24 protein-coding genes are annotated in these 25,994 nt (G+C 68.8%); 13 read left to right on the top strand and 11 right to left on the bottom strand.

What is annotated here, in order from left to right; genetic code table 11:
* Positions 1-310: 310 nt before the first annotated feature.
* Positions 311-2,002: a 2,3-epoxybenzoyl-CoA dihydrolase gene (boxC, locus tag MMF98_RS09445; RefSeq protein WP_243306023.1), complete on the bottom strand. Its 1,692-nt coding sequence runs from the start codon at positions 2,000-2,002 to the stop codon at positions 311-313.
* Between the two features lie 14 nt (positions 2,003-2,016).
* The gene (locus MMF98_RS09450) at positions 2,017-2,937 is read right to left on the bottom strand and encodes a helix-turn-helix transcriptional regulator (protein WP_279343551.1); all 921 of its coding nucleotides are present in this window, start codon (positions 2,935-2,937) and stop codon (positions 2,017-2,019) included.
* 104 nt (positions 2,938-3,041) lie between these two features.
* Between MMF98_RS09450 and MMF98_RS09455 the strand changes: the two genes are divergently transcribed.
* The 7 genes from MMF98_RS09455 to MMF98_RS09485 all read left to right on the top strand — a co-directional run bounded on the left by MMF98_RS09455 (position 3,042) and on the right by MMF98_RS09485 (position 9,831).
* Positions 3,042-3,509 carry a flavodoxin domain-containing protein gene (locus MMF98_RS09455; RefSeq protein WP_243306025.1) on the top strand — a complete coding sequence of 156 codons (468 nt, stop codon included), beginning with the start codon at positions 3,042-3,044 and terminating at the stop codon, positions 3,507-3,509.
* A 77-nt stretch (positions 3,510-3,586) separates the two neighbouring features.
* On the top strand, positions 3,587-5,164 hold the full coding sequence (locus MMF98_RS09460; RefSeq protein ID WP_243306026.1) for a benzoate-CoA ligase family protein: 1,578 nt from the start codon (positions 3,587-3,589) through the stop codon (positions 5,162-5,164).
* An 86-nt stretch (positions 5,165-5,250) separates the two neighbouring features.
* A complete protein-coding gene (locus tag MMF98_RS09465; protein ID WP_243306027.1) occupies positions 5,251-6,438 on the top strand; it encodes an ABC transporter substrate-binding protein in 1,188 nt (395 codons plus the stop codon).
* Between the two features lie 77 nt (positions 6,439-6,515).
* Positions 6,516-7,379, top strand: a complete 864-nt coding sequence (locus MMF98_RS09470; RefSeq protein ID WP_243306028.1) for a branched-chain amino acid ABC transporter permease — start codon at positions 6,516-6,518, stop codon at positions 7,377-7,379.
* A complete protein-coding gene (locus MMF98_RS09475; RefSeq protein ID WP_243306029.1) occupies positions 7,376-8,374 on the top strand; it encodes a branched-chain amino acid ABC transporter permease in 999 nt (332 codons plus the stop codon). Before MMF98_RS09470 ends, MMF98_RS09475 begins: the two co-directional genes overlap by 4 nt.
* The gene (locus MMF98_RS09480) at positions 8,367-9,125 is read left to right on the top strand and encodes an ABC transporter ATP-binding protein (RefSeq protein WP_243306030.1); all 759 of its coding nucleotides are present in this window, start codon (positions 8,367-8,369) and stop codon (positions 9,123-9,125) included. Before MMF98_RS09475 ends, MMF98_RS09480 begins: the two co-directional genes overlap by 8 nt.
* Positions 9,118-9,831, top strand: coding sequence for an ABC transporter ATP-binding protein (locus MMF98_RS09485; protein ID WP_243306031.1), 714 nt, complete (start codon positions 9,118-9,120; stop codon positions 9,829-9,831). Before MMF98_RS09480 ends, MMF98_RS09485 begins: the two co-directional genes overlap by 8 nt.
* Before the next feature lie 22 nt (positions 9,832-9,853).
* On the opposite strand, the gene MMF98_RS09490 is transcribed toward MMF98_RS09485, so the two are convergent.
* Positions 9,854-11,296, bottom strand: a complete 1,443-nt coding sequence (locus MMF98_RS09490; RefSeq protein WP_243306032.1) for an N-acyl-D-amino-acid deacylase family protein — start codon at positions 11,294-11,296, stop codon at positions 9,854-9,856.
* Positions 11,297-11,310: 14 nt separating this feature from the next.
* On the bottom strand, positions 11,311-12,264 hold the full coding sequence (locus tag MMF98_RS09495) for a Bug family tripartite tricarboxylate transporter substrate binding protein (RefSeq protein ID WP_243306033.1): 954 nt from the start codon (positions 12,262-12,264) through the stop codon (positions 11,311-11,313).
* 147 nt (positions 12,265-12,411) lie between these two features.
* Here MMF98_RS09495 and MMF98_RS09500 point away from each other — a divergent pair, with 147 nt between their 5' ends.
* Complete coding sequence (locus tag MMF98_RS09500; RefSeq protein WP_243306034.1) at positions 12,412-13,314, top strand: LysR substrate-binding domain-containing protein; 903 nt, start codon at positions 12,412-12,414, stop codon at positions 13,312-13,314.
* 19 nt (positions 13,315-13,333) lie between these two features.
* On the opposite strand, the gene MMF98_RS09505 is transcribed toward MMF98_RS09500, so the two are convergent.
* The gene (locus MMF98_RS09505; protein ID WP_243306035.1) at positions 13,334-14,209 is read right to left on the bottom strand and encodes a pirin family protein; all 876 of its coding nucleotides are present in this window, start codon (positions 14,207-14,209) and stop codon (positions 13,334-13,336) included.
* A 97-nt stretch (positions 14,210-14,306) separates the two neighbouring features.
* Here MMF98_RS09505 and MMF98_RS09510 point away from each other — a divergent pair, with 97 nt between their 5' ends.
* Positions 14,307-15,230 (top strand): LysR family transcriptional regulator, encoded by a 924-nt coding sequence (locus tag MMF98_RS09510; RefSeq protein ID WP_243306036.1) that lies wholly within the window; start codon positions 14,307-14,309, stop codon positions 15,228-15,230.
* Between the two features lie 30 nt (positions 15,231-15,260).
* Here MMF98_RS09510 and MMF98_RS09515 read toward each other — a convergent pair whose 3' ends face one another.
* A complete protein-coding gene (locus MMF98_RS09515; protein ID WP_243306037.1) occupies positions 15,261-16,373 on the bottom strand; it encodes a hypothetical protein in 1,113 nt (370 codons plus the stop codon).
* A 136-nt stretch (positions 16,374-16,509) separates the two neighbouring features.
* On the opposite strand from MMF98_RS09515, the gene MMF98_RS09520 reads away from it, so the two are divergent.
* Entirely contained in the window at positions 16,510-17,514 is a 1,005-nt protein-coding gene (locus MMF98_RS09520; protein WP_243306038.1) for a LysR family transcriptional regulator, read from the top strand.
* Here MMF98_RS09520 and MMF98_RS09525 read toward each other — a convergent pair.
* Positions 17,411-18,169: an IclR family transcriptional regulator domain-containing protein gene (locus tag MMF98_RS09525; protein ID WP_243306039.1), complete on the bottom strand. Its 759-nt coding sequence runs from the start codon at positions 18,167-18,169 to the stop codon at positions 17,411-17,413. The genes MMF98_RS09520 and MMF98_RS09525 overlap by 104 nt on opposite strands.
* Before the next feature lie 129 nt (positions 18,170-18,298).
* Between MMF98_RS09525 and pobA the strand changes: the two genes are divergently transcribed.
* Together pobA and MMF98_RS09535 are read left to right on the top strand one after the other, a co-directional pair.
* Complete coding sequence (pobA, locus tag MMF98_RS09530; protein WP_243306040.1) at positions 18,299-19,480, top strand: 4-hydroxybenzoate 3-monooxygenase; 1,182 nt, start codon at positions 18,299-18,301, stop codon at positions 19,478-19,480.
* Positions 19,481-19,573: 93 nt separating this feature from the next.
* Complete coding sequence (locus MMF98_RS09535) at positions 19,574-20,485, top strand: CoA transferase (protein ID WP_243306041.1); 912 nt, start codon at positions 19,574-19,576, stop codon at positions 20,483-20,485.
* 37 nt (positions 20,486-20,522) lie between these two features.
* Here the strand turns inward: MMF98_RS09535 and MMF98_RS09540 are convergent, their stop codons facing one another.
* Genes MMF98_RS09540 through MMF98_RS09555 form a run of 4 tightly spaced genes read right to left on the bottom strand, consistent with a single transcriptional unit; the run spans position 20,523 to position 24,991 of the window.
* The gene (locus MMF98_RS09540) at positions 20,523-21,500 is read right to left on the bottom strand and encodes a Bug family tripartite tricarboxylate transporter substrate binding protein (RefSeq protein WP_243306042.1); all 978 of its coding nucleotides are present in this window, start codon (positions 21,498-21,500) and stop codon (positions 20,523-20,525) included.
* A gap of 33 nt (positions 21,501-21,533) precedes the next feature.
* A complete protein-coding gene (locus MMF98_RS09545; RefSeq protein ID WP_243306043.1) occupies positions 21,534-22,766 on the bottom strand; it encodes an NAD(P)/FAD-dependent oxidoreductase in 1,233 nt (410 codons plus the stop codon).
* Positions 22,767-22,783: 17 nt separating this feature from the next.
* Positions 22,784-23,992 carry an amidohydrolase family protein gene (locus MMF98_RS09550; RefSeq protein WP_243306044.1) on the bottom strand — a complete coding sequence of 403 codons (1,209 nt, stop codon included), beginning with the start codon at positions 23,990-23,992 and terminating at the stop codon, positions 22,784-22,786.
* Positions 23,993-24,016: 24 nt separating this feature from the next.
* The gene (locus MMF98_RS09555; protein ID WP_243306045.1) at positions 24,017-24,991 is read right to left on the bottom strand and encodes a Bug family tripartite tricarboxylate transporter substrate binding protein; all 975 of its coding nucleotides are present in this window, start codon (positions 24,989-24,991) and stop codon (positions 24,017-24,019) included.
* A 124-nt stretch (positions 24,992-25,115) separates the two neighbouring features.
* On the opposite strand from MMF98_RS09555, the gene MMF98_RS09560 reads away from it, so the two are divergent.
* Positions 25,116-25,985, top strand: a complete 870-nt coding sequence (locus MMF98_RS09560; RefSeq protein ID WP_243306046.1) for a carbon-nitrogen hydrolase family protein — start codon at positions 25,116-25,118, stop codon at positions 25,983-25,985.
* Positions 25,986-25,994 lie beyond the last annotated feature (9 nt).

The following is a 25,994-nucleotide window of genomic DNA, read 5'->3' on the forward strand; positions in this document are numbered from 1 at the left end:
GCGCAGACGGGCACCCTTCGCCCATCCGCCCCGGCCACGCAGCGCTTCAGGCCAGCGTGAGATTGCAGGCGCCCAACCTTTCCGCTGCACACGCGCCGGGTCTGCGGTGCGGGATCGGCGATCCCTTCTGCGCAGCCGAGGAGCAGAGAAGGCGGCGGAAACAGCAGCGCAGATGTCTGAGCCCGCAGGGCGAGTTTCTGCGCTGCCCGCCGGCTTCGAGCACCGCAGGGCAGCCCGAAGGGCCTGCGCAGCAGGGTCGTCGGGCCCGTGCCGCAGGCTCGACGCCGCAGCCGGAGAAAGTGCAGCAGGCTCACACCCGTTTCCAATCGAACTTGGCCTTCTTGCCCGTGCCGAAGAGCTTCAAGGCCCCCTCCTCGCCCACCGCATTCGGCCGGATGAAGATCCAGTTCTGCCAGGCCGAGAGGCGGCCGAACACGCGGGTCTCCATGGTTTCCTTGCCCGGGAAGCGCAGGGAGGCTTCCATCCCGGTCATCGCGTCGGGCGAGAGCGAGGCGCGCTCCTCCAGCATGATGCGGATCTCGTCGGCCCAGTCGATGTCGTCGGGCGTCAGCGTCACCAGGCCCAGCGCCAGCGCCTGGTCGGCGCGCAGCGGGCTGTCGTCCAAGCCTTGCAGTTGCGCAATGGTCTGGGTGTCTTCGTTGAAGCGGGTCTGCAGCCGCGTCAGGCCGTTGACCGCGGGGTAGCGGCCGAAGTTGGCGGCGTTCAGGCGCAGCGCGGGCGCGGCGTCCGGCGCGTCGGGCAGGTCCAACATGTAGATGCGGTCGCAGGCCAGCGCCAGCTCGTACAGCGTGCCGGCGAAGCAGGAGCCCTCGTCCACCAGCGCGATCAGCGAGCGGCTGGTCACGTCGATGCGGGCCAGCGTGCGGCGCAGCGCGCCGATGGTTTCCTTCACCAGCCAGTGGCTCTTGTGCTGCGCCAGCACGGCGTCGGCCTGCATCACGAGGTTGGTGTCGCCGCGCGTCTTGAAGACCCAGGTGCCGACTTCCAGCTCGTTGGTGCGCAGGTTCAGGATCGCGTCGTCCAGCTCGCGCTGCAGCTTGAGCGGCCACCAGTTGGCGCCGGCGGCCTCGATGGCGGCGGGCGTGGATTCGATGGCGGTGGCCGGCGCGCTCACCGTGATGGTCGCGATGCGGGCCGTGCGGTCCACCTGCGCGTCCACCGTGGCGTAGTGGTAGCCGGCTTCGTCGATCAGCGGCTTCAAGGGCGTGAGCTCAATGCCTTTCTGGCCGGAGGTCCGCGTGGACTGGACTCGGAGTGCTTCGATTTCTGTAGCAAGCAGTTGGCCGAACTGCTGCGGCTTGGCATGCGCGTCGATCAGCTTCCAGTCCTTGGCGCGGTCGGCGCGCACGCCTTCGCTGGTGGTGCAGAAGATGTCGGCCAGGTCGCGGCGCACCTTGCGCTTGTCGGTCACGCGCGTCAGGCCACCAGTGCCGGGCAGCACGCCCAGCAGCGGCACCTCGGGCAGGCTCACGGTAGAGCTGCGGTCGTCCACCATGACGATGCGGTCGCAGGCCAGGGCCAGCTCGTAGCCGCCGCCGGCGCAGGCGCCGGTCACGGCAGCGATCGCCTTCAGGCCGTCGTGGCGCGAGGAGTCTTCCAGGCCGTTGCGGGTCTCGTTGGTGAACTTGCAGAAGTTGACCTTCCAGGCATGGGTCGACAGGCCCAGCATGTAGATGTTGGCGCCCGAGCACCAGATCTTTTCCTTGCCACTCTCGAACACCACCACCTTGACGGCCGGGTGCTCGAAGCGGATGCGGTTGATGGCGTCGTGCAGCTCGATGTCCACGCCCAGGTCGTAGCTGTTGAGCTTGAGCTTGTAGCCGGGCTTGATGCCGCCGTCCTCGTTGATGTCGAGCTTGAGGCGGGCCACGTCGCCCTCCACGCTCAGCGTCCAGTGCTGGTAGCGGCTGGGATGGGTGGCGAAGCTCACCAGCTCGCGGTCGCCCTGCTTGAACAGCAGCGGTTCGGTCATTGCATTCATGGGGACTATCTCCTTCAGTTCGGGGTCGTCGGGGCGGGAACGGCGCGTTCCAGGTCTTTGAGGGATTGGCGCGCGGTGCGCGCGGCGGTGTCCACCACCGCGTCGGCACGCGCGTACAGGGCTTCGCGGCTGGCCAGGATGCGGCGCAGGTCGTCCAGCGCCTCGCCCATCGCGCCCTGCGCGATTTCGCCATCTTCGCCGCGGGTCGTATGAAAGGGGCGCATGTCGCCCTGGGCCACGACGCGGCTCATGTGCTCCTCGGGGCTGGCCTTGAGCCAGACGCAGTAGAAGCGGCTTTGCAGCAAGTCGAAGGTCTCGCGCTCGCTCACGATGGAGCCGCCGGTGGTCATCACCACGCCGTCGGCATGGTCCTCGGCGATGCGCAGCAACGCGCGGCGCTCGTAGCGGCGGTAGCCGGCCTGGCCATGCAGCAGCAGGATCTCGTTCATGCTGGTGCCGGCCTCGCGCTCGATCTCGCGGTCGAGCTCGACGAAGGCCAGGCCGCGCTGGGCGGCCAGCTGGGCGCCCAGCGTGGTCTTGCCGGCGCCGCGCAGGCCGATCAGCGCGATGCGCTGCTCGCGCCCCAGCGAATCGCCCAGGCCGAAGGTGCTGCCCAGCAGCATATAGGCCTGGTCGAGCTGGCCGTCGTCCAGCCGCCCCAGCAGGCCCTGCACGCGCACCAGCGCAGGCCGCGGCGCGTCCTGCAGCAGTTCGAGGATCGAGATGTTCAGCGCGCGGGCCGCGGCCTCCAGCGAGTAGATGGACACATTGCCCTTGCCGCCCTCCACATCGGCCAGAAAGCGCTCGCTCAGGCCCGAGTCGGCGGCCAGCGCCTTGCGCGTCATGCCGCGACGCGCGCGCCAGGCCCGCACGCGGGCGCCCAACTCGACCAGCGTGGTCCTGGCGCCCTGTTCGGATTCAGTCATGGTTGGCATGGTGGCGGCCCGTGTTGAAAAAAGATTTGACGTGGATCAAGATTGCAGTATACTTCCTATCAATCTAGTGTCAAGCAGTTTATTGCATTTTTGGAGATCGACCCATGAAGCTCAAGATTCTGGTGGGCACCATGACCAGCACCGCAGACTATGTGGCACAGGCGATCCAGATGGATTGCGCCGATCTGGTCGACGAGATCGAGGTGTGCCTGATGGACGGCCTGGACATCAGCGCCTTCGATGAAGATGCACTTTATCTCATCTGCTCCTCCACCTACGGCTCCGGCGACGTGCCTGACAACGCCCGCATGCTGTACGACTCGCTGGACACCAGCCCGAAGTACCTGGGCCATGTGCGCTACGGCGTGATCGCCCTGGGCGACCGCACCTACCTGCAGACCTTCTGCTTCGGCGGCAAGAAGTTCGACGAGCGGCTGCAGGGCCTGGGCGCGCAGCGCATCGGCGAGGTCTGGTGCCACGACGCGAGCAGCGGCACCCTGGCCGAGACCGAGGGCACGGCCTGGTGCCGCGAGTGGCTGGCCGAGGCGCTGGCCCAGGCCCCCGCCGCCTGATTTGAGATAAAAAAGCTCGCATGTCCAGGCCCCGCGGTCCTGCGTAGCTACAAAAACAATAGCATCCCGGAGACGTCATGAATTTGAGCCGCGCCGACCATTCGGCCCACCCGCCGCGCGTGGAGATCCCGCGCGACTACAACGCCGCGCATGACCTGCTGGCGCGCAATGCGCAGCGCGCCGGCAAGACCGCCTTCATCGACGCCACCAGCGGCGCGCGCCTGAGCTACGGCGAGCTGGCCGAGCAGGCCCACCGCTTCGCCAATGCGCTGCGCGCCCGGGGCTTCGCGCCCGAGAGCCGCGTGATGCTCGCGATGCTGGACACGCCCGAATGGCCGGTGGTGTTCCTCGGCTGCATCCTGGCCGGCGTCGTGCCGATCGCGGCCAACACGCTGCTGACGGCCAAGGACTTCGAGTTCATGCTGCGCGACTCGCGCGCCCAGGGCCTGCTGGTGTCGCAGCCGCTGCTGGCCGGCTTCGAGCCCTGGCTCGGCCAGGTCGGCACGCTCAGGACGGTGATCGTCGCCGGGGCCGACGACGCCGGGCCGCACCCCACGGTGGCCGCGATGCTGCGCGAGGCCCCGGCCACACCCCTTGTTGCCGACACCTGCAGCGACGACGCCTGCTTCTGGCTCTATTCGAGCGGCTCCACCGGTACGCCCAAGGGCACGGTGCACCTGCACAGCCACCTGGTCCAGACGGCCGAGCTCTATGGCCGCGCCGTGCTCGGCATCCGCGAGTCCGACGTGGTGTTCTCCGCCGCCAAGCTGTTCTTCGCCTACGGCCTGGGCAACGCCCTCACCTTCCCGATGAGCGTGGGCGCCACCACGGTGCTGCTGCCTGCGCGGCCCACGCCGGCCGACGTGTTCGGTATCCTGCGCCAGTACCAGCCCACGATCTTCTACGGCGTACCCACGCTCTACGCCGGCCTGCTGGCCGATGCGGCCCGGCCCAAGCGGTCCGAGCTGGCGCTGCGCGTGTGCACCAGCGCGGGCGAGGCGCTGCCGGCCGAGATCGGCCGCAAGTGGACGGCCGAGTACGGCTGCGAGATCCTCGACGGCATCGGCTCCACCGAGATGCTGCACATCTTCCTCTCCAACCGTCCGGGCCAGGTGCGCTACGGCACCACGGGCCAGGCCGTGCCGGGCTACGAACTGCGCATCGTGGCCGACGACGGCCGCGAATGCGGCGCCGGCGAGATCGGCGAGCTGCAGATCAAGGGCCCGTCCTCGGCCCTGATGTACTGGAACAACCGCGCCAAGACCAAGGCCACCTTCGCCGGCGAGTGGACCAAGAGCGGCGACAAGTACACCCGCGATGCCGACGGCTACTACACCTACGGCGGGCGCAGCGACGACATGCTCAAGGTCGGCGGCATCTACGTGAGCCCGTTCGAGGTCGAGGCTTCGCTGATGACGCACCCCGCCGTGCTGGAGGCCGCGATCATCGGCGTGGCCGACACCGACGGGCTGATCAAGCCCAAGGCCTATGTGGTGCTCAAGTCCGGCCAGGCCGCCACGCTGGACGAGCTGAAGGCCCACGTGAAGGCGCAGCTCGCGCCCTACAAGTACCCGCGCTGGATCGAGTTCGTGCCCGAGCTGCCCAAGACGGCCACCGGCAAGATCCAGCGGTTCCGGCTGCGTGCTTCACAATGAGCGCCTGCTTCTACGGGTAAATCATGGGGCGCGGCCCCATTCACCTGCGGTAAATTTACTTTAAGCCTAAACAAAAGGAGACCTCCATGACCTCTCGCCGCCTCGTTCTCACCCGCAGTGCCGCCGTCATCGGCGCCGCATCCACCGGCCTGCTGCTGCCCAGCATCGTGCGCGCCCAGTCCAGCAAGGTGCGCGTGGGCTTCATGCTGCCCTACACCGGCACCTTCGCGCCGCTGGGCGTGGCGATCGAGAACGGCTTTCGCATGGCCATCGACGAGCAGGGCGGCAAGCTCGGCGGGCGCGAGATCGAGTGGTTCAAGGTGGACGACGAGTCCGAGCCGTCCAAGGGCATCGAGAACGCATCCAAGCTGGTGCAGCGCGACAAGGTGGACGTGCTGGTCGGCACCGTGCACTCGGGCGTGCAGATGGGCATCCAGAAGGTCGCGCGCGACAGCGGCGTGCTCAGCATCATCCCCAATGCCGGCGTGCATGCCGCCACCCGCGCGCTGTGCGCGCCCAACGTGTTCCGCACCAGCTTCACCAACTCGCAGCCCACGCTCGCCCTGGGCAAGCCGATGATGGAGCGCGGCCTCAAGAAGACGGTCTGGATCACCTGGAAGTACGCGGCCGGCGACGAGGCCTTCGAGGGCTTCCGCGACGGCTACACCAAAGCCGGCGGCACCGTGGTCAAGGAACTCGGCCTGCCCTTCCCCAACGTGGAGTTCCAGGCGCTGCTGACCGAGATCGCCGCGCTCAAGCCCGATGCCGTGGCCTGCTTCTTCGCCGGCGGCGGCGCGGTCAAGTTCATCAAGGACTACGCGGCAGCCGGCCTCAAGGACAAGATCCCGCTGTGGGGCTCGGGCTTCCTGACCGAGGGCGTGCTCGACGCCGTCGGCCCGGCCGGCGAAGGCATCATGAGCACCATGCACTACAGCGACTCGCTGGACACGCCGCGCAACAAGCAGTTCCGCCTGAACTACGCCAAGACCTTCCGCCTGCAGCCCGACGTGTACGGCGTGCAGGGCTATGACTCCGGCCTGCTGCTGATCCAGGGCGCCAACGCCGTGAAGGGCGACCTTGGCAACAAGAAGGCGCTGTACGCCGCCATGGAAGGCGCCGTGATCGACAGCCCGCGTGGCAAGTGGACCATGAGCCGTGCCCACAACCCGGTGCAGGACATCTACCTGCGCCGCGTCGAGAAGGGCGAGAACAAGGTGATCGGCGTCGCGGCCAAGGCGCTGTCCGACTCGGGCGCCGGCTGCAAGATGGCCTGATTTTTCCGGCACACTTCGTGCGTGTGTTTTGCCCCTGAACGGCGGAAGACCTCCGCCGTTTTTCATGCCTCGCCCCGATGGACCTTGCCAATTTCCTGATCCAGTTGCTCAACAGCGTGCAGTACGGCCTGCTGCTGTTCATGCTCGCCGCCGGCCTCACGCTGATCTTCGGCATCATGGGCGTGGTCAACCTGGCCCACGGCAGCTTCTACATGCTGGGCGCCTACCTCGCCTATTCGCTCAGCGGCCTGTTCGGCAGCCTCACCGCGGCAGTGCTGGGCGGCGCGGCGCTGGCCGTGCTGTTCGGCCTGGCGCTCGAGTGGCTGCTGTTTCGCCACTTCTACCATCGTGACCACCTCGACCAGGTGCTGCTGACCTTCGGCCTGATCTACGTGTTCGAGGAGCTGCGCTCCATCCTGTGGGGCGACGACGTGCACAGCGTGGCCGTGCCGAAGGCGCTGGACTGGTCGATCCCGCTGACCGACACGCTGTCCTACCCGGCCTACCGGCTGTTCATGTCGGCCGTCTGCCTGGTGCTGGCGCTCGGGCTGTACCTGCTGATCTCCAGGACCCGCCTGGGCATGAAGATCCGCGCCGGCGCCTTCAACCGCGACATGGCGGGCGCCCTGGGCATCAACATCAAGCTGATCCATGCCGTGGTGTTCGCGCTCGGCGTGGGGCTGGCCGCCGTGGCCGGCATGATCGCCGCGCCGGTCTCCAGCGTCTATCCCAACATGGGCTCGCAGGTGCTGATCATGTGCTTCGTGGTGGTGGTGATCGGCGGCATCGGCTCGGTGCGCGGCGCCCTCATCTCGGCGCTGCTGGTGGGGCTGGTCGACACCTTCGGCAAGGTGCTGCTGCCCTCGGTGGCGAGCATGCTCGTGTACATGCTGATGGCGGCCGTGCTGCTGTGGAAACCGCAGGGCTTGTTCAAGGCATGAGTACCCCCAAAGCCAACCTCGAAACCCTGCCGCGCAGCGTGCAGGTCTGCCTCGCGCTCGGCGTGCTCGCGCTCGCGGCCTTTCCCTTCGTCGGCAGCGATTTCTACACCCAGATGGTCGCGCGCATGATGATCATGGGCATCTTCGCGATGAGCCTGGACCTGCTGCTGGGCGTCACCGGCCTGGTGTCGCTGGGCCATGCGGCCTACTTCGGCATCGCCGGCTATGCGCTGGCCTTCCTCACGCCGCAGGGCGAGCCGGTCAGCCTGTGGTGGACGCTGCCCGTGGCGGTGCTGGCCTCGGCCCTGGCGGCGCTCGTGATCGGCTTCTTCGTGGTGCGTACCCAGGGCATCTACTTCATCATGGTCACGATGGCGTTCGCCCAGATGGTGTTCTACCTGTTCTTCGACAACAAGCTGCTGGGCGGCTCCGACGGCCTGTACATCAACTTCAAGCCCGAGGCCAAGCTGTTCGACCTGGAGAACAAGCAGGTCTTCTACTACTTCACCCTGGCCTGCCTGCTGGCGGTCTACGCCTTCCTGCGCCGGCTGCTGTGGAGCCCGTTCGGGCGGGCGCTGGCCGGCATCCGCGTCAACGAGCACCGCATGCGCGCCATGGGCTTCGGCACCTTCGGCTACAAGCTTGCGGCCTTCACGCTGGCCGGCGCGCTGGCCGGGCTGGCCGGCTACCTCTGGGGCGCGCAGAGCGGCTTCATGAACCCCGAGCTGATGGGCTTTCACATGAGCGCCCACGCCATCATGATGGTGATCCTGGGCGGCATGGGCAACTTCGCGGGCGCCGTCGCCGGGGCCTTCGCCTTCGAGTACCTGCTGCATCTGTTCAAGGACCTGCCCGCCGTCGGCGGCTTCAACATCGGCAAGCACTGGCAGCTCTGGATGGGCCTGTTCATCGTGCTGGTCGTCGTGTTCGCGCCGCGCGGCCTGCTCGGTCTGGCGCAGCGGCTGCTGGCCCGCAAGGAGGCGCACGATGCCTGAAGTCCTGCTCAAGGCCGAAGGGCTCACCAAGCGCTTCGGCGGCCTGGCGGCGGTCAACAACGTGTCGGTCGAGCTCTGGCGCGACCGCATCCATGCGGTGATCGGCCCCAACGGCGCCGGCAAGTCCACACTGACCAACCTGCTGTCGGGCGACCTGCCTCCCACGCAGGGCCGCATCACCCTCGGCAACATCGACGTCACGGGCTGGCCGCCCGAGAAGATCTCGCGCCAGGGCCTGGGCCGCAGCTACCAGAAGACCAACATCTTCGCGCCCTTCAGCGTCTGGGAGAACGTGCGGCTGGCGGCCCAGTCGCGCGCTCCGCATGCCGCGCGCTGGCTCGAAAAAGCTACCAATTTCATAGCAAACAATGACCGTGCGATGCGGACCATCGAGCTATGCGGCCTCGAAAACCGGAAAAACGCGATCGCCGGCGCCATCAGCCACGGCGAGCAGCGCCAGCTCGAGATCGCGATGACGCTGGCCACCGGGCCGCAGGTGCTGCTGCTGGACGAGCCGCTGGCCGGCATGGGCGTGGCCGAGGCCGAGCGCATGGTCGAGCTGCTGCTCAAGCTCAAGAAGGACCACGCAATGATGCTGGTGGAGCACGACATGGACGCCGTGTTCGCCCTGGCCGACCACCTGACGGTGATGGTCAACGGCCAGGTGATCGCCAGCGGCACGCCCGCCGACGTGCGCGCCGACGCGAACGTGCAATCCGCTTACCTCGGCGAGGAAGACGCGCATGGCTGACCTGCTGATCGAGGCTAAGGGCCTCCAGACCTACTACGGCGCCAGCCACATCCTGCGCGGCGTGGATTTTCGCGTCGCGCGCGGCGAGACCATCGGCCTGATGGGCCGCAACGGCATGGGCAAGAGCACCCTGCTCAAGAGCCTGATGGGGCTCGTGCGGCCGCGCGGCGGCACGGTGCATGTGGCCGGCCGCGACATGACGGGCCGCGCGCCCTACGAGATCGCGCAGGCCGGCATCGCCTACGTGCCCGAGGGGCGCGGCATCTTCGGCAACCTGAGCGTGGTCGAGAACCTCAGGATGGCCGCGCGGCCCGGCACGCGCGGCCAGCGCGACTGGACCTACGAGCGCGTGCTGGAAACCTTTCCGCGCCTGCAGGAGCGTCTCTCCCATGGCGGCCAGCAGCTCTCGGGCGGCGAGCAGCAGATGCTGACCATCGGCCGCGCGCTCATGACCAATCCCGACGTGCTGATCCTCGACGAAGCCACCGAGGGCCTGGCCCCGCTGATCGCGCGCGAGATCTGGCGCATCTGCGGCCTGATCCGCGAGAGCGGCATCAGCAGCGTGATCGTGGACAAGAACTGGAAGCACGTCACCCAGGTCACCGACCGCAACCTGATCCTGGTCAAGGGCCAGGTCGTGTTCGAGGGCAGCTCGGCCGAGCTGCACGCGCGGCCCGAGGTGCTGGCGCAGCACCTGGGCGTCTAGCAAGCTCCCGCCCGGCTCCGGCTCACGCAGCGGGCCGGCCTCTTCGCAGCACCTGGCCCGCGCGCTGGTTCGTGACAACGCCCTGGCGGCAGGCCAGAACGCCGTTCACGAACACCGCCTCGATGCCCGCGGGCGCCAGATGGGGCTCGCGGTAGCTGGCGCGGTCCTGTACCTCGTCGGGGTTGAACAGCACCAGATCCGCCCGGAACCCCTCGGCAACCTGCCCGCGCCCCGCCAGGCCGAAGCGCAGCGCGCTCAGGCCCGTCATCTTGTGCACGGCCGCCTCGAGCGGCAGCAGCTTGACCTCGCGCACGTAGCGCCCCAGCACGCGCGGGAAGGTGCCCCACAGCCTGGGATGGGGATGCGTGTCGTGCCCCAGGCCATCGGAGCCGATCATGGTCAGCGGATGGCTCAGGATGTTCTGGACGTCTGCTTCGTCCATCGCGAAGTAGACGGCCCCCGCGGGGGCCAGCGCGATGGCGGTCTGCTCCGGCGTCTCCTGCCGCTCCCGCGCCAGCTCGAACAGGGACCGGCCCGCGGCCGCGGGCTCGGGCCGCGACCAGGTCACCAGCACCTCGGTGGAATGCCGGATCCGGGACGGCATCAGCATGGTGGAAGAGGCGTCGTAGGGGTAGCAGTCCATGCACACGCTCTGCTCCCGCGCCGCGTGCTCCAGCAGCTTCAGCGTCTCGGCCGACCGCCCATGGTTGGCCCGGCCGACGATCTTGTGGTGCGAAAAGACCACCGGCACCTTCAGCGCCCGCCCGATATGCAGCCCTTCCTGCATGGCCTCGACGATGCCGTCGCCTTCGTCGCGCAGGTGCATCGCGATCGGGGCGGCCCCGGCGGACAGCGGCGCGCCGACGTCGATGACTTCCTCGGTGGTCGCCGCGCTCGCGGTCGGGTAGTAGAGCCCGGTCGAGAAGCCCCAGGCGCCGGCCTGCAGCGCCTCCGACAACGCCTCGCGCATCGCCGCGATCTCCCGGCGGCTGGCCGGCCGGTTCAGGTCGGCCACGTGGTTGACGCGCAGCGTCGAATGCCCGATCAGGCTGACGGCATTCACCGCGGGCCGGCTGCGCTCGAGCGCATCGAGGTAGCTCGCGAAGCTGGCAAACCGGTGGCCGCCGGCGCCGAACACATCGAGCGGCGGCGGCGGCTCGTCCACCTGCAGGGGCGCCAGGCTGATGCCGCAGTTACCGGTCACGACCGTCGTGACGCCCTGCAGGAGCTTGCAGCGCAGCGCGTCGCCGCCTTCGAGCAGCAGCCGGTCGTCGTGCGTGTGGACGTCGATGAATCCCGGCGCCACCACCAGGCCGCCGGCGTCCATGCGCTGCTGCGAGGGCTGGCCCGCCAGATCGCCCACCGCGGCGATCCGTCCGTCCCGCACGCCCACGTCGGCCCGGGTGCGGGGGCTGCCGCTGCCATCGATGAGTTCGCCGCGCTCGATGATGAGATCAAACTGCATGGGTATCAGGCCGCTCAATCGATCCGGGCGCCGGAGCGCTGGATGACCTCCGCCCACAGGCGGGTATCGCGCAGCGCACGGTCCGTCAGCCGGTCGGGCGGCCCGATCATGGTCTCGAAGGACAGGGCCGCGAACTTCGCGGCCACCGCGGGCGTTCCCAGCACCTTGTTGATCTCGCCATTGAGGCGAACGACGATGTCCTTCGGCGTGCCCGCAGGCGCGACGATCCCGCCCCAGGCCGTGGTTTCAAAGCCGGCAACCCCCGCCTCGCTGATCGTGGGCAGATCAGGGAAGACCGGGCTGCGCGAACGCCCGGTGACGCCGAGCGCCCGTATCCGGCCCGCCTGGATGTGCGGCGTCACCGTCGACAGGTTGTCGAACATCAGGTCGATCTGGGCGCCCATCAGGTCCTGCAGCGCCTGCGGGCTTCCCCGGTACGGCACATGCGTGATGAACGTGCCCGTCATGCTCTTGAACAGCTCGCCCCCGAGGTGCCCCGTGGTGCCGTTGCCGGCAGACCCCATCACCAGTTTGCCCGGCTTCGATTTCGCCAGGGCGATCAACTCCTTGACCGTCCTGGCCGGCAGCTCATTGCGCACCACGAGGGCGCTCTGGGTGAACCCCAGCAGGGCGATCGGTGCGAACTGCGTCCCGGGATCGTAGGGCAGCCTGGCGTACAGCGACTTGTTGATGGCCAGCGTTCCGACATTGCCATAGCCCAGCGTGTAGCCGTCGGGCGCAGAACGGGCGATCTCGACCATCCCGATGTTGCCGCCCGCACCGGGCTTGTTGTCGATCACGATGGGCTGGCCCAGGGATCGCGCCAGCTCGTTGGCCAGTAGCCGGCAGAGAATGTCCGGTGAACCGCCGGCCTGCGACGGCACAACCAGCCGGATGGGCCTGTCGGGCCATGCCGCCCTGGCGATGCACGGGATGCCGAGCAGCGCGGCGCCGGTGGCGCCCAGCATGGCGCGCCTCGTTTCATTGAATTTTCTCATGGATTAAAGTCTCCTCATCAACCAGAGTCAGGCTGGACTCTCCATCGAATGATGCCGCGCCACCCCCCGGTTTCAATCGATTCTTTTTCCTGAGACCATGTCATTTACTCATGACCCATGAGATCGCTTCCCTCTACCACCGCCCTGCTCTGCTTTGAGGCCAGCGCCCGCCTGGGCTCCTTCACCAAGGCCGCCGGCGAGCTCCACATCACGCAGGGCGCGGTCAGCCGCCAGGTGATCGGCCTGGAGCAGCGCCTGGCCGTGAACCTGTTCCACCGCAAGCGCAGCTCCCTCACGCTGGCGCTCACCGAAGCGGGCACGGCCTACCTGACGGAGATCGCGCCCTTGCTGCTCAAGCTGGAGCGTGCCACGTCCAACCTGATGGCGCATCAGGGCCGGGGCGGCACGCTCAGTCTCTCCGTCGGCGCGTCGCTCGGCAGCTACTGGCTGATTCCGCGCCTCTCGACGTTCACGCGCGCCCATCCCGAGATCGTGCTGAACATCGCAACCCGGGTGGGCCCGGCCGACTTCTCGGCCACCGCCATCGAAGCCTCGCTGGAGTTTGGCGATGGGCAGCGGCCCGGCATGCGTTCGGACTTCGTGCTGCCGCTCGAGCTGAGGCCCTACGCCTCGCCCGGCTGGATCCGCAAGCATGGCGCCAAGCTCGGCGAGTCAACACCCGCCACGGCCTTCATCCACCACACCACCGTGCCGGAGGCCTGGGAGGAATGGTCCAGGAGCGCCCGGCACCCCATCAACCTCGCGCCCGGCGGGCCGCGCTACGACGTGGGCTGGATGGCCATGAACGCCGCCGCCAACGACCTGGGCGTCGTGCTCCTGTTCGACTTCATGGCCGCCGAAGCCGAGGCCTCGGGCCGGCTGCGCGCCCTGTCGAACAAGCGCTGGCGCTCGGCCAAGGGCTACTACCTGACGTACCCGAGCGCCCACAGCGAAATGAAGTCGCTGCAGACCTTCAGGGCCTGGCTGCTCGAGCAGGCGCAGACACCACCGTCCCGGTGATGCCTGCCGCGCCGCGGCCTCAGGCCGCCGCCGCGATCCGCCCCATCTTGCCGCTCTGGAAGTCGGCGAACGCCTGCCGGATCTCGGCCTCGCTGTTCATCACGAAGGGCCCGTAGCCCACGATGGGCTCGTTCGTCGGCTCGCCGCCGAGCAGCAGCAGCGTCGTGTCTTCCTCCAGCGCATCGAAGGCCAGCTGCGTGCCGGCGCGCTCCATCACGGCCAGCTCGGCCTCGCGCACCGCCTCGCCGCCCGGCAGCCGCACGCCGCCCTTGAGGACGAACAGGGCCGTCGTGTGCCCCTCCGGCAGCTCGAAGCTCACATGCTGGCCGGCCTTCACGCGCAGGTCCCACACGTTCATCGGGCTGAAGGTGTGGGCCGGCCCGGCCGCGCCTTGGTAGCGGCCCGCGATCACGCGCACCTGGCCCGCACCGCCCGGCAGTTCCACGCGCGGAATCTGCGCGTCGGTGATGCCCTGGTAGCCGGGCTTGGACATCTTGTCTTTCGCCGGCAGGTTGACCCAGAGCTGGATCATCTCGAACGGGCCGCCGGTTCTGGCGAAGTTCGGGCCGTGGTATTCCTCGTGCACGATGCCGCCGGCGGCCGTCATCCACTGCACGTCGCCCGGGCCGATGGTGCCGCCGCCGCCCGTGGAGTCGCGGTGCTCGACTTCGCCGTCGTAGACGATGGTCACGGTCTCGAAGCCGCGGTGCGGGTGCTGGCCGACGCCGCGCCGCGCCTGGGTCGGCGGGAAGTTCACCGGGCCCGCGTAGTCCAGCAGCAGGAACGGCGACATCTCCTCATGGATGTCGTTGTAGCTGAAGACGCTGCGCACGGGAAACCCGTCGCCAACCCAGTGGCTGCCGTTGCCGCGTTGAATGAAGGAAAGCTGTTTCATGGTCGATCTCCTGAATGGGCGCACGGGGCGCTTGACACCAATGTAGAGGCCGCACAGACTGTTTACTAGGCGGTGAAATCAGAAAACATTGTTCCCCATGCTGAATAATCAGAATCCAGACCTCAACGAAGTCCTGGTCTTCGTCAAGGTGGTGCAGGCCGGCAGCTTCAGCCAGGCCGCACGCCAGCTCGGTATGCCCAACTCCACGGTCAGCGCCCGGGTGTCCGGGCTGGAGCGGCGGCTGGGCGTCACCTTGCTGCAGCGCACCACGCGCAAGCTCAGCCTCACGGAGGCCGGCAGCGCCTACTTCCAGCGCGCGGCGCAGGGGCTGGACGGCATCCTGCAGGCCGAGGCCGAGGTGGCGGCCGCGCAGCAGGAGCCGCAAGGCCTGCTGCGCGTCACGGCGCCGGCCGACATGGGCGACTTCTGCCTGGTCGAACTGCTCTCGGCGCTGCAGCGGCAGCACCCGCGGCTGGGGGTCGAGATGGTGTTCACCGACCGCTACGTGGACCTCGTGGCCGAGGGTGTGGACGTGGCCATCCGCGCCGGCCGGCTGCGCGATTCGAGCCTGGTGGCGCGCCAGGTCGGCCAGGCCTGCTGGGTACCGTTCGCCAGCCCCGCCTACCTCAAGACAGCCGGCGCCCTCGCCCACCCCAAGGACCTGCGCCGCCACACCTGCCTGCAGTTCACGCCGCTGGGCCGCAGCAGCTGGGAGCTCGGCAGCGAGCGCAGCAGCGTGACCGTGCCCATGGACGCGCGGTGCCTCGCCAACGACATGAACCTGATCAAGGCACTGGCTCTCTCGGGCCACGGCGTCGCGCTGCTGCCCACCTATGCCTGCCACGCCGAGGTGCAAAGCGGCAAGCTGGTGCGCGTGTTGCCCCGGTGGCGCGCCAAGGCCGACCCGGTGCACCTGGTCTACCCGGGCCAGCGCTTCGTGCCGCCGAAGCTGCGCGTGTTCATCGGCGCGGCGGTGGAGGTGTTCGGGCGGCTGCTGGCCGAGCAGCACGAAGCCATATGAGGGAACGCCTGCAGGCTCGCAGGCTCTCTGTCACACGCTGCTTGAAGAACCGATGGAGCACCGCAGCGTCCAAAGCGCGCCATCGCGCGAGGCCCGAAGGTCGATGCTTCGCTCCACCGCCCAAGCGGGAATTTCCGGCTTCAGCCGCAACTGCCGGCCATCAGACTCGGCCTGGCCCGTCACCAGGCCCTGGGCCGGGCCGATGCCCAGCGCAAAGCGACCCGGCATGGGGAAACTCAACTGCAAGGCTTCCTCTTCTGGCGCGGGCGCGCATTCGACACCGCGCAAGAACAATGCACCGGCGTCGCCCAGTTGGACCGAGAAGCGTTCGACGCGCCGGGTGGCGCCCAGCATCACGTCCAGTTGCTCGCCTTGGCGCCGCTCGATGCGGTACACCCAGTCCGGCTCCGCTGCACCTTCAAGGCGATAGCGCCAGCATTCGCCCGGTGCCAACACCTTCGGCTGTTCCAGCAGCGTCAACGTCCGGGTTCCTGCGCGCAGCAGGCCCAACTGATGCCGCTCGGTGTAGAAGCCGTGCAACCAGGTCTGATGAGATGGCGCGCCATACCGCCAGGGAGACACGGGGTAGGCCACGCCACCGATGGTCACCGCGGTTCCCGGCCCGGCGATGCTGCTGCGACCGCGCAGCATGAGCGGCAGGCTGGAATCCGCCGCATGCCGCCCTGGATCGCTCACGCCGCCCCGTTGTGCATTGGGAGCGAAGGCGGCCTGCACCGTCAGCACGACCCGTTCGCCTCGGTGCGAGATGAAGGCCACGCTGAGGCGCGGCAGTCCCTCAACGAAGGACGATTCGATCTCCATCTCGGAATGGCAGACCTCGCGCTCCAACGGCGCCGCGCCGCGGGCCACTACCGCCTCTGGGTCGTTCACGTGGTCGATTTGCGTCTGGTCGTGCCGCGTGAGGATGGCGCGTACGGACCAGCCACCTTGCTGCTCCGTGCGGCTGACCATGGCCTCGACGGCCTCGTAGTCAGGATGGCCGGCAAAGAAGACCATGACATGGAGATCGTCGTTCAGTATCCGCAGATCGAAGGGCTGCACGATGCCTGGCGGCAACCGCAGTCCGGCAGCCGCCGGCTGCGGCCTGGTCGAAGCGGATCGGCTGGACAGAAAAGTCGCCATGGCGAGAAAACTCCTGCGTGAAGGGATCAACATGAAGAAAGCCTGTTGGCATGAACAAAAGAATGGAGACAGGCCTATTGTTCGGAGCCCGCATGGTTAAATCAAATGAATTGATCTGATTGAATTAATTCATGAAATGAACAAACCAGACCTGAACCTGCTCTACGTGCTCCAGGCCCTGCTCGAGACGGGCAGCGTCAAGGAGGCAGCACAGCGGCTTTTCCTGAGCGCGCCCGCCGTGAGCCATGCACTCAACCGCCTGCGCGAGACGACTGGCGATGCGCTCCTGGTCCGCGCGGGGCAGCGTCTGGTGCCGACGGCCCGCGCGCTGGCGATGGTCGAGCCCCTGCGCCAGCTCACCGGCCAGGCCCTGGATCTGCTTGCACCCGGCGCGCAAGGCGCTCAGCCTTGGGAGCGCGCCAGTCGCCAATTCACCGTCGTCATGCCGGAAGGGCTGGCTGTGGTCCACGGCGCGCGCCTGCTGGCTGGACTGCGCGCGCGCATGCCGTTGGCAAGCCTCGCCTTGCAGACCGACGCCCAGGCGGACATCGACGCGCTGCGCCTGGGGCGGGTCGATCTGGAAATCCGCCAGACTCCGGCCTGGGCCCCGGAAGCACGGGTGGAGGTACTGGCCAACGAACCCTGGGCCGGTGCCGTGCGCCGCGGCCACTCTTTGGCGGGCCGCAAGGTCACGGCGGCCCGCTACCGGGCTGCCGAACATGTAGCCCTGGACGCATCGAACCCCGACGACGTTCGGCTGGACATTCAATTGCGCGGCAACAGCCTGTCGCGGCAGGTCGTGCTGCGAACGCCGGCGCCCTACGCGGCGCTGGTCGCCGCGGCCAGCTCGGACCTGGTGGCCACCGTGGCGCGCAGCCTGGCGGAGGCCGTGGCATCGACGCTCGGCTTGCATTGCTTCGAGCTGCCCAGCCCCCTGCCGCGCGTCGAACTGATGCAGGCCTGGCATCCCCGGTCGGAGGGCGACCTCGCGCACGCCCATCTTCGAGCCTGCGTACGCGCCCTGCTGGGCCGCCTGGCTACAGCAGCGGCAACAGGTCCCGCGCCGCGTCCAGCATCAGTGGCAACAGGTCGCGCTGCAGGGTCGCAGGGTCGAGGCGCGCGGGCGACGCCACCACGTTGAGGGCGGCCACGGTGCGGCCCTGCATGTTGCGCAGCGGGATGGCCAGGGCGTGCACGCCGAGTTCGTGCTCCTCGCTCGCGGCGCACCAGTCCTGCGCACGCACCTGCTCGATCAAGGCGCGGAACGCCTTGGCGTCGGTCACGGTGTGCTGCGTGAGGCGCACCAGCTCGCGGCCCTTCATCCACTGCGCGAATTCCTTCTTCGTCTTGGCCGCCAGCAGCACGCGGCCGGTGGAAGTGGCATGTGCGGGCAGCCGCGCGCCCAGGTGCAGGCCGTAGGCCAGCATGCGCGTGGCGCCGCTGCGCGCCACGATCACGCCCTGGTCGCCGTCGAGCACCACCACCGAGAACGGTTCCTGGGTGTGGGCGGCCAGCCGGTTCAGCGTGGGCTGCACCACGCGCGGCAGCCGCGCCGAAGCCAGGTAGCTGCCCGAGAAGCGCAGCACCTTGGGTGCCAGCCAGAAGTAGCTGCCGTCGGTTTCCAGGTAGCCCAGGTGCGCCAGCGTCAGCAGGTGGCGCCGCGCCGCCGCGCGCGTGAGGCCGGCGCGCTGCGCGGCCAGCGTGGCATTCAGGCGCTGGCGCTCGGTGTCGAAGCTCTCGAGCACGGCCAGGCCCTTGGCCATGCCTTCGATGAAATCTGCCTTGGCGATGTCCATGGCGGTATCTGTCTCCACTAGCTGCGCGATCATCGCGCAGCACGCACGATGATCGCACATTCGGTGCCCCCTGGGCTGGAAAGCGGGCCTGGCCCCTCCTAAGCTTGAAGGCTGTATCAGGAGACTTTCATGCGTACCCAGGTTGCCATCATCGGCGCCGGCCCGTCGGGCCTGTTGCTCGGCCAGCTGCTGCACAAGGCCGGCATCGACAACATCATTCTCGAACGCCAGACCCCCGACTACGTGCTCGGCCGCATCCGCGCCGGCATCCTGGAACAGGGCACCGTCGATCTGCTGCACGAGGCCGGCGTGGGCCACCGCGTGGCGGCCGAGGGCATCGTGCACCACAGCATCGAGCTGGTGTTCGCCGGCGAACGCCATCCGATCGACGTGCACGGCCTGACCGGCGGCAAGGTCGTCACCGCCTACGGCCAGACCGAGATGACGCGCGACCTGATGGAAGCGCGCACAGCCGAAGGCCTGCCCACCGTCTACCAGGCCGCCAACGTGAGCCTGCACGACTTCGATGGCCAGCGCCCGCTCGTGCGCTACGAGAAGGACGGCCAGACGCATGAGATCGAATGCGACTTCATCGCCGGCTGCGACGGCTTCCACGGCGTCAGCCGCGCCAGCGTCAAGGGTGCGATCACCGAGTACGAGAAGGTCTATCCGTTCGGCTGGCTCGGCATCCTGTCGGACGTGCCGCCCGTGTCACCGCATGCCATCGTCTACGCCAACAGCGAGCGCGGCTTCGCGCTGTGCTCGATGCGCAGCATGACGCGCAGCCGCTACTACGTGCAGGTGCCGCTGGACGACCAGGTGGAAGACTGGAGCGACGAGCGCTTCTGGGACGAACTCAAGCGCCGCCTCGACCCCGACCTGGCCTCCCGCATCATCACCGGCCCCAGCATCGAGAAGAGCATCGCGCCGCTGCGCAGCTTCGTCGGCGAGCCGATGCGCTTCGGGCGGCTGTTCCTGGCCGGCGATGCGGCCCACATCGTGCCGCCCACCGGCGCCAAGGGCCTGAACCTGGCGGCCAGCGACGTGAAGTACCTGTCCACGGCCTTGGTCGAGCACTATGGCGAGAAGAGCGACGCCGGCATCGACACCTACTCGCAGCGCGCGCTGCGCCGCATCTGGAAGGCCGAGCGTTTCTCGTGGTGGATGACGTCGCTGATGCACCGCTTCCCCGACAGCGCGGGCTTCGGCCAGCGCGTGCAGGAGGCCGAGCTCGACTACCTCGCGCACTCCAGGGCGCTGTCCACCTCGCTGGCCGAGAACTACGTGGGCCTGCCGTTCGAGCTGCACTGACACCGGAAAACGGTGCCTTTGCGCCGTTTTTGAGATAAATTCGGCCTGATGTCCGCGTCGGGTGGACATTTTCAGCTATCAAATCCATAGCAAATGACCACCATCTCCGCTGCCGCCTCGCTGCGCCCGCTCAAGGGCGTGCGCCTTCTCAGCCTCGCCCTCAACCTGCCCGGCCCGGCCGCGCTGATGCGCTGCCGCCAGATGGGCGCCACCTGCACCAAGCTGGAGCCGCCCGCGCCCAAAGGGGCGCCGGCCGGCAGTTCAGGCGACCCCATGGGCCAGTACAACCCGCCGGCCTACGCCCAGTTGCACGAAGGCGTGAAGATCGTCTCGGCAGACCTCAAGACCGAGGCCGGGCAGAAGAAGCTGCACCAGTTGCTGGCGCGCACCGACGTGCTGCTGACCTCGTTCCGCCCCTCGGCGCTCGCCAAGCTGGGCCTGGGCTGGAAGGCGCTGCACCGGCTCCATCCCGCGCTGTCGCAGGTGGCCATCGTCGGCGCGCCCGGCGCGCGCGCCGAGGAGCCGGGCCACGACCTCACCTATCTCGCCGACAACGGCCTCGTGACCGGGCTGGACCTGCCGGCCACGCTGTACGCCGACATGGCCGGCTCGCTGATGGCCAGCGAGGCCGTGCTGCAGGCCATGCTGGCGCAGCGGGCCAGGGACAAGGGCGTGTTCATCGAAGTGGCGCTGTCGAGCGCGGCGGGCTACCTCGCCCTGCCCCGCGCCTGGGGCCTGACCCAGCCCAGCGGCTCGGTCGGCGGCGCCCACGCGGGCTACCGCGTCTACCCCTGCAAGGACGGCCGCGTGGCCGTGGCGGCGCTGGAGCCGCACTTCGCGGCGGCGCTGTGCGCGGCGGCGGGCGTAACGGCGCCCGACGTGCGCGCCCTGTTCGCGCCGGCCACGCACCAAGCCATTGCGGCCTTCCTGCTCACGCAGACGCGGCGGGCGCTGGACCGGCTCGCCGCGGACAAGGACATCCCGCTGCACACGCTGGCCGCTTGATCCCGGCGGCAAACGCCAGCGGGCCGGCCGGCCCCGTTCAGTCCACCTTGGCGCCCGAGTCGCGCACGATCTTGCCCCACTTGGCGGTCTCGGTGCGCATGAAGCCCGCGAACTGGTCCGGGCTGCTGCCCACGATCTGGATGCCCAGCCCCTGCAGCCGCTCGCGCACATCGGGCATCTGCAGGATCTTCACGATCTCGCCGTTCAGGCGCGCCACGATCTCCTTGGGCGTGCCGGCCGGCGCCAGGATGCCGAACCATTGCAGGGCCTCGAAGCCCGGCAGGCCCGAGGCAGCCACGGTCGGCAGCCTGGGCGCCACCGGCGACGGCTTGGCGTCGGTGACGGCCAGCGCATTGAGCTTGCCATCCTGCACATAGGGCAGGAACGCCACGGCGGTGCCGAAGGCCAGCGCGATGCGGCCGCTGACCAGGTCCATCGTCATCGGCGAATCGCCCTTGTACGGCACATGCTGGATGTCGATGCCGGCCAGGCTCCTGAAGTGCTCGGCCGTGAGGTGCGACACGCTGCCGTTGCCGGTGGAGCCGAACATCAGCTGCCCGGGCCGGGCCTTGGCCAGGGCGATGAGTTCGCCCACCGACTTCGCCGGCACCGAAGGATGCGTCACCAGCAGGATGGTGGCCGTGCCCAGCAGGGCCACGGGCGAAAAGTCCTTGATCGAGTCATACGGCAGCTTGCTGTACAGGCTGGACGCAATGGCGTGCGTGCTGCTGGTGCCCATGAGGAGGGTGTAGCCGTCCGGCGCGGCCTTGGCCACGAGGTCGGAGCCGGTGGTGCCACCGGCTCCGGCGCGGTTGTCGATCACGAAGGCCTGGCCCAGGCTCTGCGACAGCTTGTCGCCCAGCAGCCGCCCGACGATGTCGGTCGAGCCGCCTGCCGGGAACGGAATCACCAGCCGCACCGGCTTGGTGGGCCAGCCCTGCGCCAGCGAACTGGTCGCGGCAAGGGCGACGCCGAGGGCCGTGAGGACGGCGCGGGTGGACGACATGAAGCGCATGGCAGACTCCTGGCAGCGAGTGGATGAAGAGGTTCAGGCCGTGGCCGGCGAAGAGGTTTTTCCAAGCAGGCCGTCGGCGATCCGCTGCGCCGTCGTCAGCGAATCGGTCAGCCCCAGATGGCCGTGGCCCACGGCCAGCCACAGGCCGGGCCGGCCGGGCGCGGGGCCGACCACCGGCACCGAATCAGGCATGCAGGGCCGGTGCCCCATCCATGAACGGGTGGGCACGCCGTCCAGGCCGGCAAAGGTCTGGCGCGCGATCTGTCCAAGCAGGGCCGCGCGGCGCGGATCGGGCGGCTGCGCCAGGCCGCCGATCTCCACCGTGCCGCCGACGCGCAGGCCCGCTTCCATCGGCGTGATGAAGACCTTGCGGTCGGCCAGCACCACGGTGCGCGACACGGTATCGCGCGCGCCCTCGAACTGCAGGTGGTAGCCGCGCTGGCTTTCCAGCGCCAGCCGCACGCCCAGCGGGTCCAGCAGGCTGCGCGACCAGGCTCCGGCCGCGACCACCACCTGGTCGAAGCTCCCACCCGCCGCGTCGCCGTCAAGCCGCCACGCGCCGTCCTCGGGCACCAGGGCCTGCACGCCGGTGCGCAGCAGGCGGCCGCCGGCGTCCACATAGGCCTGCGCCATGGCCTGCACGTAGCGAAAGGGATTGAGGATGGTGGCATGGTCGGCCAGGTACACGCCAACCCGGTAGCGCTCGCAGACGCCGGGCTCCAGGGCCAGGATGCCGGCGCGGTCCAGCCGCTCGAAGCGGTAGCCATAGGCTTCGCGCAGGCGCCAGCCGGTGGCGTCCTTGGCCAGCGCGGCGGCGTCGGGGTACAGGTGCAGGTGGCCGCGGCGCAGGAACAGCTCGGGCACGCCCAGTTCGCGCGCCATCGCCTCGTGGGCCTCGAGCGCGCCGGTGTGCAGCGACGCCAGCCGGGCGGCGGCATCGGCCACGGCGGAAGGCCGGGCCGAGGCCACAAAACGCATCAGCCAGGGCAGCGCCCGCGGCAGGTAGCGCCAGGGCAGGTACAGCGGGCTTTCGCCGTCCAGCAGCATGCTGGGCACCGAGGCCAGCACGCCGGGCAAGGCCATCGGCGCCACCGAGCCGGGGCTGATGGCGCCGGAGTTGCCGAAGCTGCAGCCGCGGCCGGGCTCATCGCGGTCGATCAGGGTGACGTCGGCGCCACGCCGGCGCAGGGCCAGGGCGATGCTGGTGCCGACCACGCCGGCGCCCACCACGGCGAGCCGCCGCGCGGCCATTGAAGAGGCTTGCATGGAGGTTGCCGCCGCGTTCAACGGCGCTTGTCCGACACGATGCGCCCGTCCTTGAGCACGAGCTGCAGGCGGCGCACGTTGTTGATGTCCTCCAGCGGGTTGCCGCCGACCACGATCAGGTCGGCGATCTTGCCCTTCTCCACCGTGCCCAGCTCGTCGCCCACACCGCAGATAGCGGCGCCGTGGCGGGTGGCCGCCTGCAGCGCCTGCCAGGGCGTGGCGCCGTCGCGCACCCACAGGCCCAACTCCAGCAGCGCGGCGTCCTTGAGTGGCCGGATGTCGGAGCCCAACGCCATCTTCACGCCCGCCTTCAGGGCCTTGAGGAAGCCGGCCTGATGCACGTCGGCGGCTGCGTCGGCGCGGCAGCACAGCGAATGGGCCAGGTTGCGGTTTTTCACCCAGCGCTGCTCCCAGTCGTTGGTCGCCTGGCCCGGCGTGAGGTGGCTGATCGACAGCGTCGGCACGTACCAGACGTCGTGCTCGAGGAACAGCTCGATGCACTCGTCGTCGAGGATGTAGCCATGCTCAATGCTGTGCGCGCCGAGCCGGATCGCGGCCTTCACGGCCTCGGGGTTGGTGGCGTGCGCCATCACCTTGAATTCGCGCAGGCGGCAGATGTCGAACGCGGCCTTGATCTCGTCGGGCAGCAGGAACGAGTGGCGGTGCAGGTCCCAGGCCGGGCCCATGATGCCGCCCGACAGGTTGAGCTTGATGTGATCCACCCCGTTCTTGATCTGCTCGCGGATGGCCTGCACGAAGCCATAGGGACCGTCACACTCCAGCGCGTGGCCCGAGGTCAGGAAATGGCCGCCCGTGGTGGTGAGGAAATGGCCGGCCGCGAACAGGCGCGGCCCCAGGTGCTGGCCCGAGTCGAAGGCCCGCTTCCAGGCCACGTCCATGTAATGGTGCGCACCGGCGCAGCGCAGGCCCATGATGCCGGACTCCAGCATCGCCGCCTGCAGCTTGTGGCCGAACAGCGTGACCTGCTCGGGCAGCGGCATGTCGGCCAGCGAGGCGAAGTAGTCGGGGTGGATGTGCACGTCCCACAGGCCGGGCATCAGGTAGGCGCCCTTCAGGTCGATGACCTCGGCATCGCCGACGGCGGGGGCCTGGCCGGCCGCGAAGATGTCCTTGATCCGCCCGTCCTCGATCAGGACGGCCGTGTCGGCTTGGGGTTGGGGCTGGACGCAGTCGACCAGCGTGGCATGGGTGAGCAGGGTTCGCATGGGATTCAAGAAAAGAGGCCGGCTTTACTCGGCGACGATGCCGACCTTGGCAGCCAGGTCTTTCCATTTGGCCACTTCGGACTGGATGAAGCGCCCGAACTCCTCGGGGCTCTGGCCTGCGGGCACGATGTCGCGCTCGGCGAAGGCCCTGGACAGCTCGGGCGCGGCCAACAGGGCCACCGCCTCGGTGTTGACGCGCTCGATCACCGCGCGCGGCGTCTTCGCCGGCGCCAGCAGGCCGAACCAGGTGCCGCCGGTGAAGCCGGGCAGGCCCGCCTCGGCGAAGGTCGGCACATCGGGCGCATTGGCCAGGCGCTGCCGGCCGGCCACGGCCAGTGCGCGCAGCTTGCCGGCCTTGACCTGCTCAAGCACCGCCGTCGGCGTGTCGAAGCTGTACTGGATCTGGCCGCCGATCAGGTCGGTGATGGACGGGCCGCTGCCCTTATAGGGCACGTGCACGCTGTTGATGCGCGCCATCGACTTGAACAGCTCGCCCGCCAGGTGGTTGGAGGTGTTGTTGCCAAAGGAGGAATAGTTGAGCTTGCCGGGGTTGGCGCGCGCGTAGGCGATGAACTCCTCCAGCGTGCGGGCCGGCAACTGGGGGTTGACCACCAGGAAGAACGGCACCTGGCCCACCAGGGTGATGGGCTGCAGGTCCCGGACCGGGTCATAGGCCAGCGCCTTCATGGTGATCGGCGCGATCGACACCTCGGGCGAAGCGGCCAGCAGCAATGTGTAGCCGTCCGGCTCGGCCCGCACCACCGACATGGCTCCCACCGTGCCGCCGGCACCGGCGCGGTTGTCCACGATCACCTGCTGGCCCAGGCTGCGCCCCAGCCGCTCGGCCAGCAGCCGGCCGGCGATGTCGGTGCTGCCCCCGGGCGGGTAGCCGATCACCAGGCGCAGCGGACGCGCCGGCCAGCCGGGGGCCTGGGCCAGCGCCACACCGGGCAAGGCGGCGGCTGCGGAGCACGAAAGCAGGAAGCGGCGACGCTGCATCAGGACTCTCCAAAAGCGGGGGAACAAACGGCCGCACGACCGGCGGCACTGGCAAAGCACTTTAGCGCCTAGAATATTGTTTAGCAATATTCAGTTATTGGAATGCAATAATATAGGAGACCCCATGGCCCGCCTTCTCACCGTTGCAGCCGCCCAGACCGGCAGCGTGGCCGATAACGGCCTGCCCGCCATCACCGAGAGCGCACATGCCCTGCTGGACGAGGCGGCGCGCCAGGGCGTGCGGCTGCTGAGCTTCTGCGAATTGTTCCTCACGCCCTTCTTCGCCAACCGGCTGGAAGAAGCGTTCGACCCCTATTTCATGGCGCCCGACCATCCCGCGCTGAAAGGCCTGCGCGACAAGGCCCGCCAGCACGGCATCGCCCTGGTGCTGCCGTTCGCCGAGCGGGCCGAGGACGGCTACTTCAACAGCGCCTTCATCTACGACGAACGGGGGCAGCAGGTTGGGCGCTACCGCAAGACCCACATCCCCGCCTACTTTCCCACCTCGGGCCCGGGCGGCACCGGCAGCTACGAGAAGTTCTACTTCGCCCCGGGCGGCGGCCTGGAGGTGTATGCGGTGGCCGGCACGCGCATCGGCGTGCAGATCTGCAACGACCGGCTCTACCCCGAGGCCTCGCGCGTCCTGGCGCTCAAGGGCGCCGAGCTGATCGCCATGCCGATCAGCTTCTCCACCTACGCCGACCCGGCGCAACGCACCTCGATCTGGGAGATTCCCTTGCGCGCCCGCGCCTACGAGAACGGCGTGTTCGTGCTGGCCTGCAACCGGGTCGGCACCGAAGGCTCGCGCCACCACCTGGGCCGCAGCATGGTGGTGGACCCGCGCGGCATGATCGCCGCCGAGGCCGGCACCCAGGCCGCGCAGCTGCTGACGGCGCAGATCGACCTCGACGCGGTGAGCGCCGCGCGCAAGAAATTTCCCTGGTGGCGCGACCGCCGCCCCGACCTCTACCCATCCCTGGCCGAAGGCCGCTAGGCCGCCCTG

The sequence above is a fragment of the Variovorax terrae genome, from assembly GCF_022809125.1.
In the GTDB taxonomy this organism is placed as follows: Bacteria; Pseudomonadota; Gammaproteobacteria; order Burkholderiales; family Burkholderiaceae_C; genus Variovorax_A; species Variovorax_A terrae.

What these genes read in the sequence shown, in the direction of transcription:
- MMF98_RS09510 (WP_243306036.1), top strand. Translation starts at nt 14,307, where the DNA reads ATGCTGAATAATCAGAATCCAGACCTCAACGAAGTCCTGGTCTTCGTC.
- MMF98_RS09465 (WP_243306027.1), top strand. Translation starts at nt 5,251, where the DNA reads ATGACCTCTCGCCGCCTCGTTCTCACCCGCAGTGCCGCCGTCATCGGC.
- MMF98_RS09470 (WP_243306028.1), top strand. Translation starts at nt 6,516, where the DNA reads ATGGACCTTGCCAATTTCCTGATCCAGTTGCTCAACAGCGTGCAGTAC.
- MMF98_RS09515 (WP_243306037.1), bottom strand. Translation starts at nt 16,373, where the DNA reads ATGGCGACTTTTCTGTCCAGCCGATCCGCTTCGACCAGGCCGCAGCCG.
- MMF98_RS09460 (WP_243306026.1), top strand. Translation starts at nt 3,587, where the DNA reads ATGAATTTGAGCCGCGCCGACCATTCGGCCCACCCGCCGCGCGTGGAG.
- MMF98_RS09480 (WP_243306030.1), top strand. Translation starts at nt 8,367, where the DNA reads ATGCCTGAAGTCCTGCTCAAGGCCGAAGGGCTCACCAAGCGCTTCGGC.
- MMF98_RS09525 (WP_243306039.1), bottom strand. Translation starts at nt 18,169, where the DNA reads ATGGACATCGCCAAGGCAGATTTCATCGAAGGCATGGCCAAGGGCCTG.
- pobA (WP_243306040.1), top strand. Translation starts at nt 18,299, where the DNA reads ATGCGTACCCAGGTTGCCATCATCGGCGCCGGCCCGTCGGGCCTGTTG.
- MMF98_RS09520 (WP_243306038.1), top strand. Translation starts at nt 16,510, where the DNA reads ATGAACAAACCAGACCTGAACCTGCTCTACGTGCTCCAGGCCCTGCTC.
- MMF98_RS09495 (WP_243306033.1), bottom strand. Translation starts at nt 12,264, where the DNA reads ATGCTGGGCGCCACCGGCGCCGCGCTGCTCGGCATCCCGTGCATCGCC.
- MMF98_RS09555 (WP_243306045.1), bottom strand. Translation starts at nt 24,991, where the DNA reads ATGCAGCGTCGCCGCTTCCTGCTTTCGTGCTCCGCAGCCGCCGCCTTG.
- MMF98_RS09535 (WP_243306041.1), top strand. Translation starts at nt 19,574, where the DNA reads ATGACCACCATCTCCGCTGCCGCCTCGCTGCGCCCGCTCAAGGGCGTG.
- MMF98_RS09550 (WP_243306044.1), bottom strand. Translation starts at nt 23,992, where the DNA reads ATGCGAACCCTGCTCACCCATGCCACGCTGGTCGACTGCGTCCAGCCC.
- MMF98_RS09455 (WP_243306025.1), top strand. Translation starts at nt 3,042, where the DNA reads ATGAAGCTCAAGATTCTGGTGGGCACCATGACCAGCACCGCAGACTAT.
- boxC (WP_243306023.1), bottom strand. Translation starts at nt 2,002, where the DNA reads ATGAATGCAATGACCGAACCGCTGCTGTTCAAGCAGGGCGACCGCGAG.
- MMF98_RS09560 (WP_243306046.1), top strand. Translation starts at nt 25,116, where the DNA reads ATGGCCCGCCTTCTCACCGTTGCAGCCGCCCAGACCGGCAGCGTGGCC.
- MMF98_RS09505 (WP_243306035.1), bottom strand. Translation starts at nt 14,209, where the DNA reads ATGAAACAGCTTTCCTTCATTCAACGCGGCAACGGCAGCCACTGGGTT.
- MMF98_RS09485 (WP_243306031.1), top strand. Translation starts at nt 9,118, where the DNA reads ATGGCTGACCTGCTGATCGAGGCTAAGGGCCTCCAGACCTACTACGGC.
- MMF98_RS09490 (WP_243306032.1), bottom strand. Translation starts at nt 11,296, where the DNA reads ATGCAGTTTGATCTCATCATCGAGCGCGGCGAACTCATCGATGGCAGC.
- MMF98_RS09545 (WP_243306043.1), bottom strand. Translation starts at nt 22,766, where the DNA reads ATGCAAGCCTCTTCAATGGCCGCGCGGCGGCTCGCCGTGGTGGGCGCC.
- MMF98_RS09450 (WP_279343551.1), bottom strand. Translation starts at nt 2,937, where the DNA reads ATGCCAACCATGACTGAATCCGAACAGGGCGCCAGGACCACGCTGGTC.
- MMF98_RS09540 (WP_243306042.1), bottom strand. Translation starts at nt 21,500, where the DNA reads ATGCGCTTCATGTCGTCCACCCGCGCCGTCCTCACGGCCCTCGGCGTC.
- MMF98_RS09500 (WP_243306034.1), top strand. Translation starts at nt 12,412, where the DNA reads ATGAGATCGCTTCCCTCTACCACCGCCCTGCTCTGCTTTGAGGCCAGC.
- MMF98_RS09475 (WP_243306029.1), top strand. Translation starts at nt 7,376, where the DNA reads ATGAGTACCCCCAAAGCCAACCTCGAAACCCTGCCGCGCAGCGTGCAG.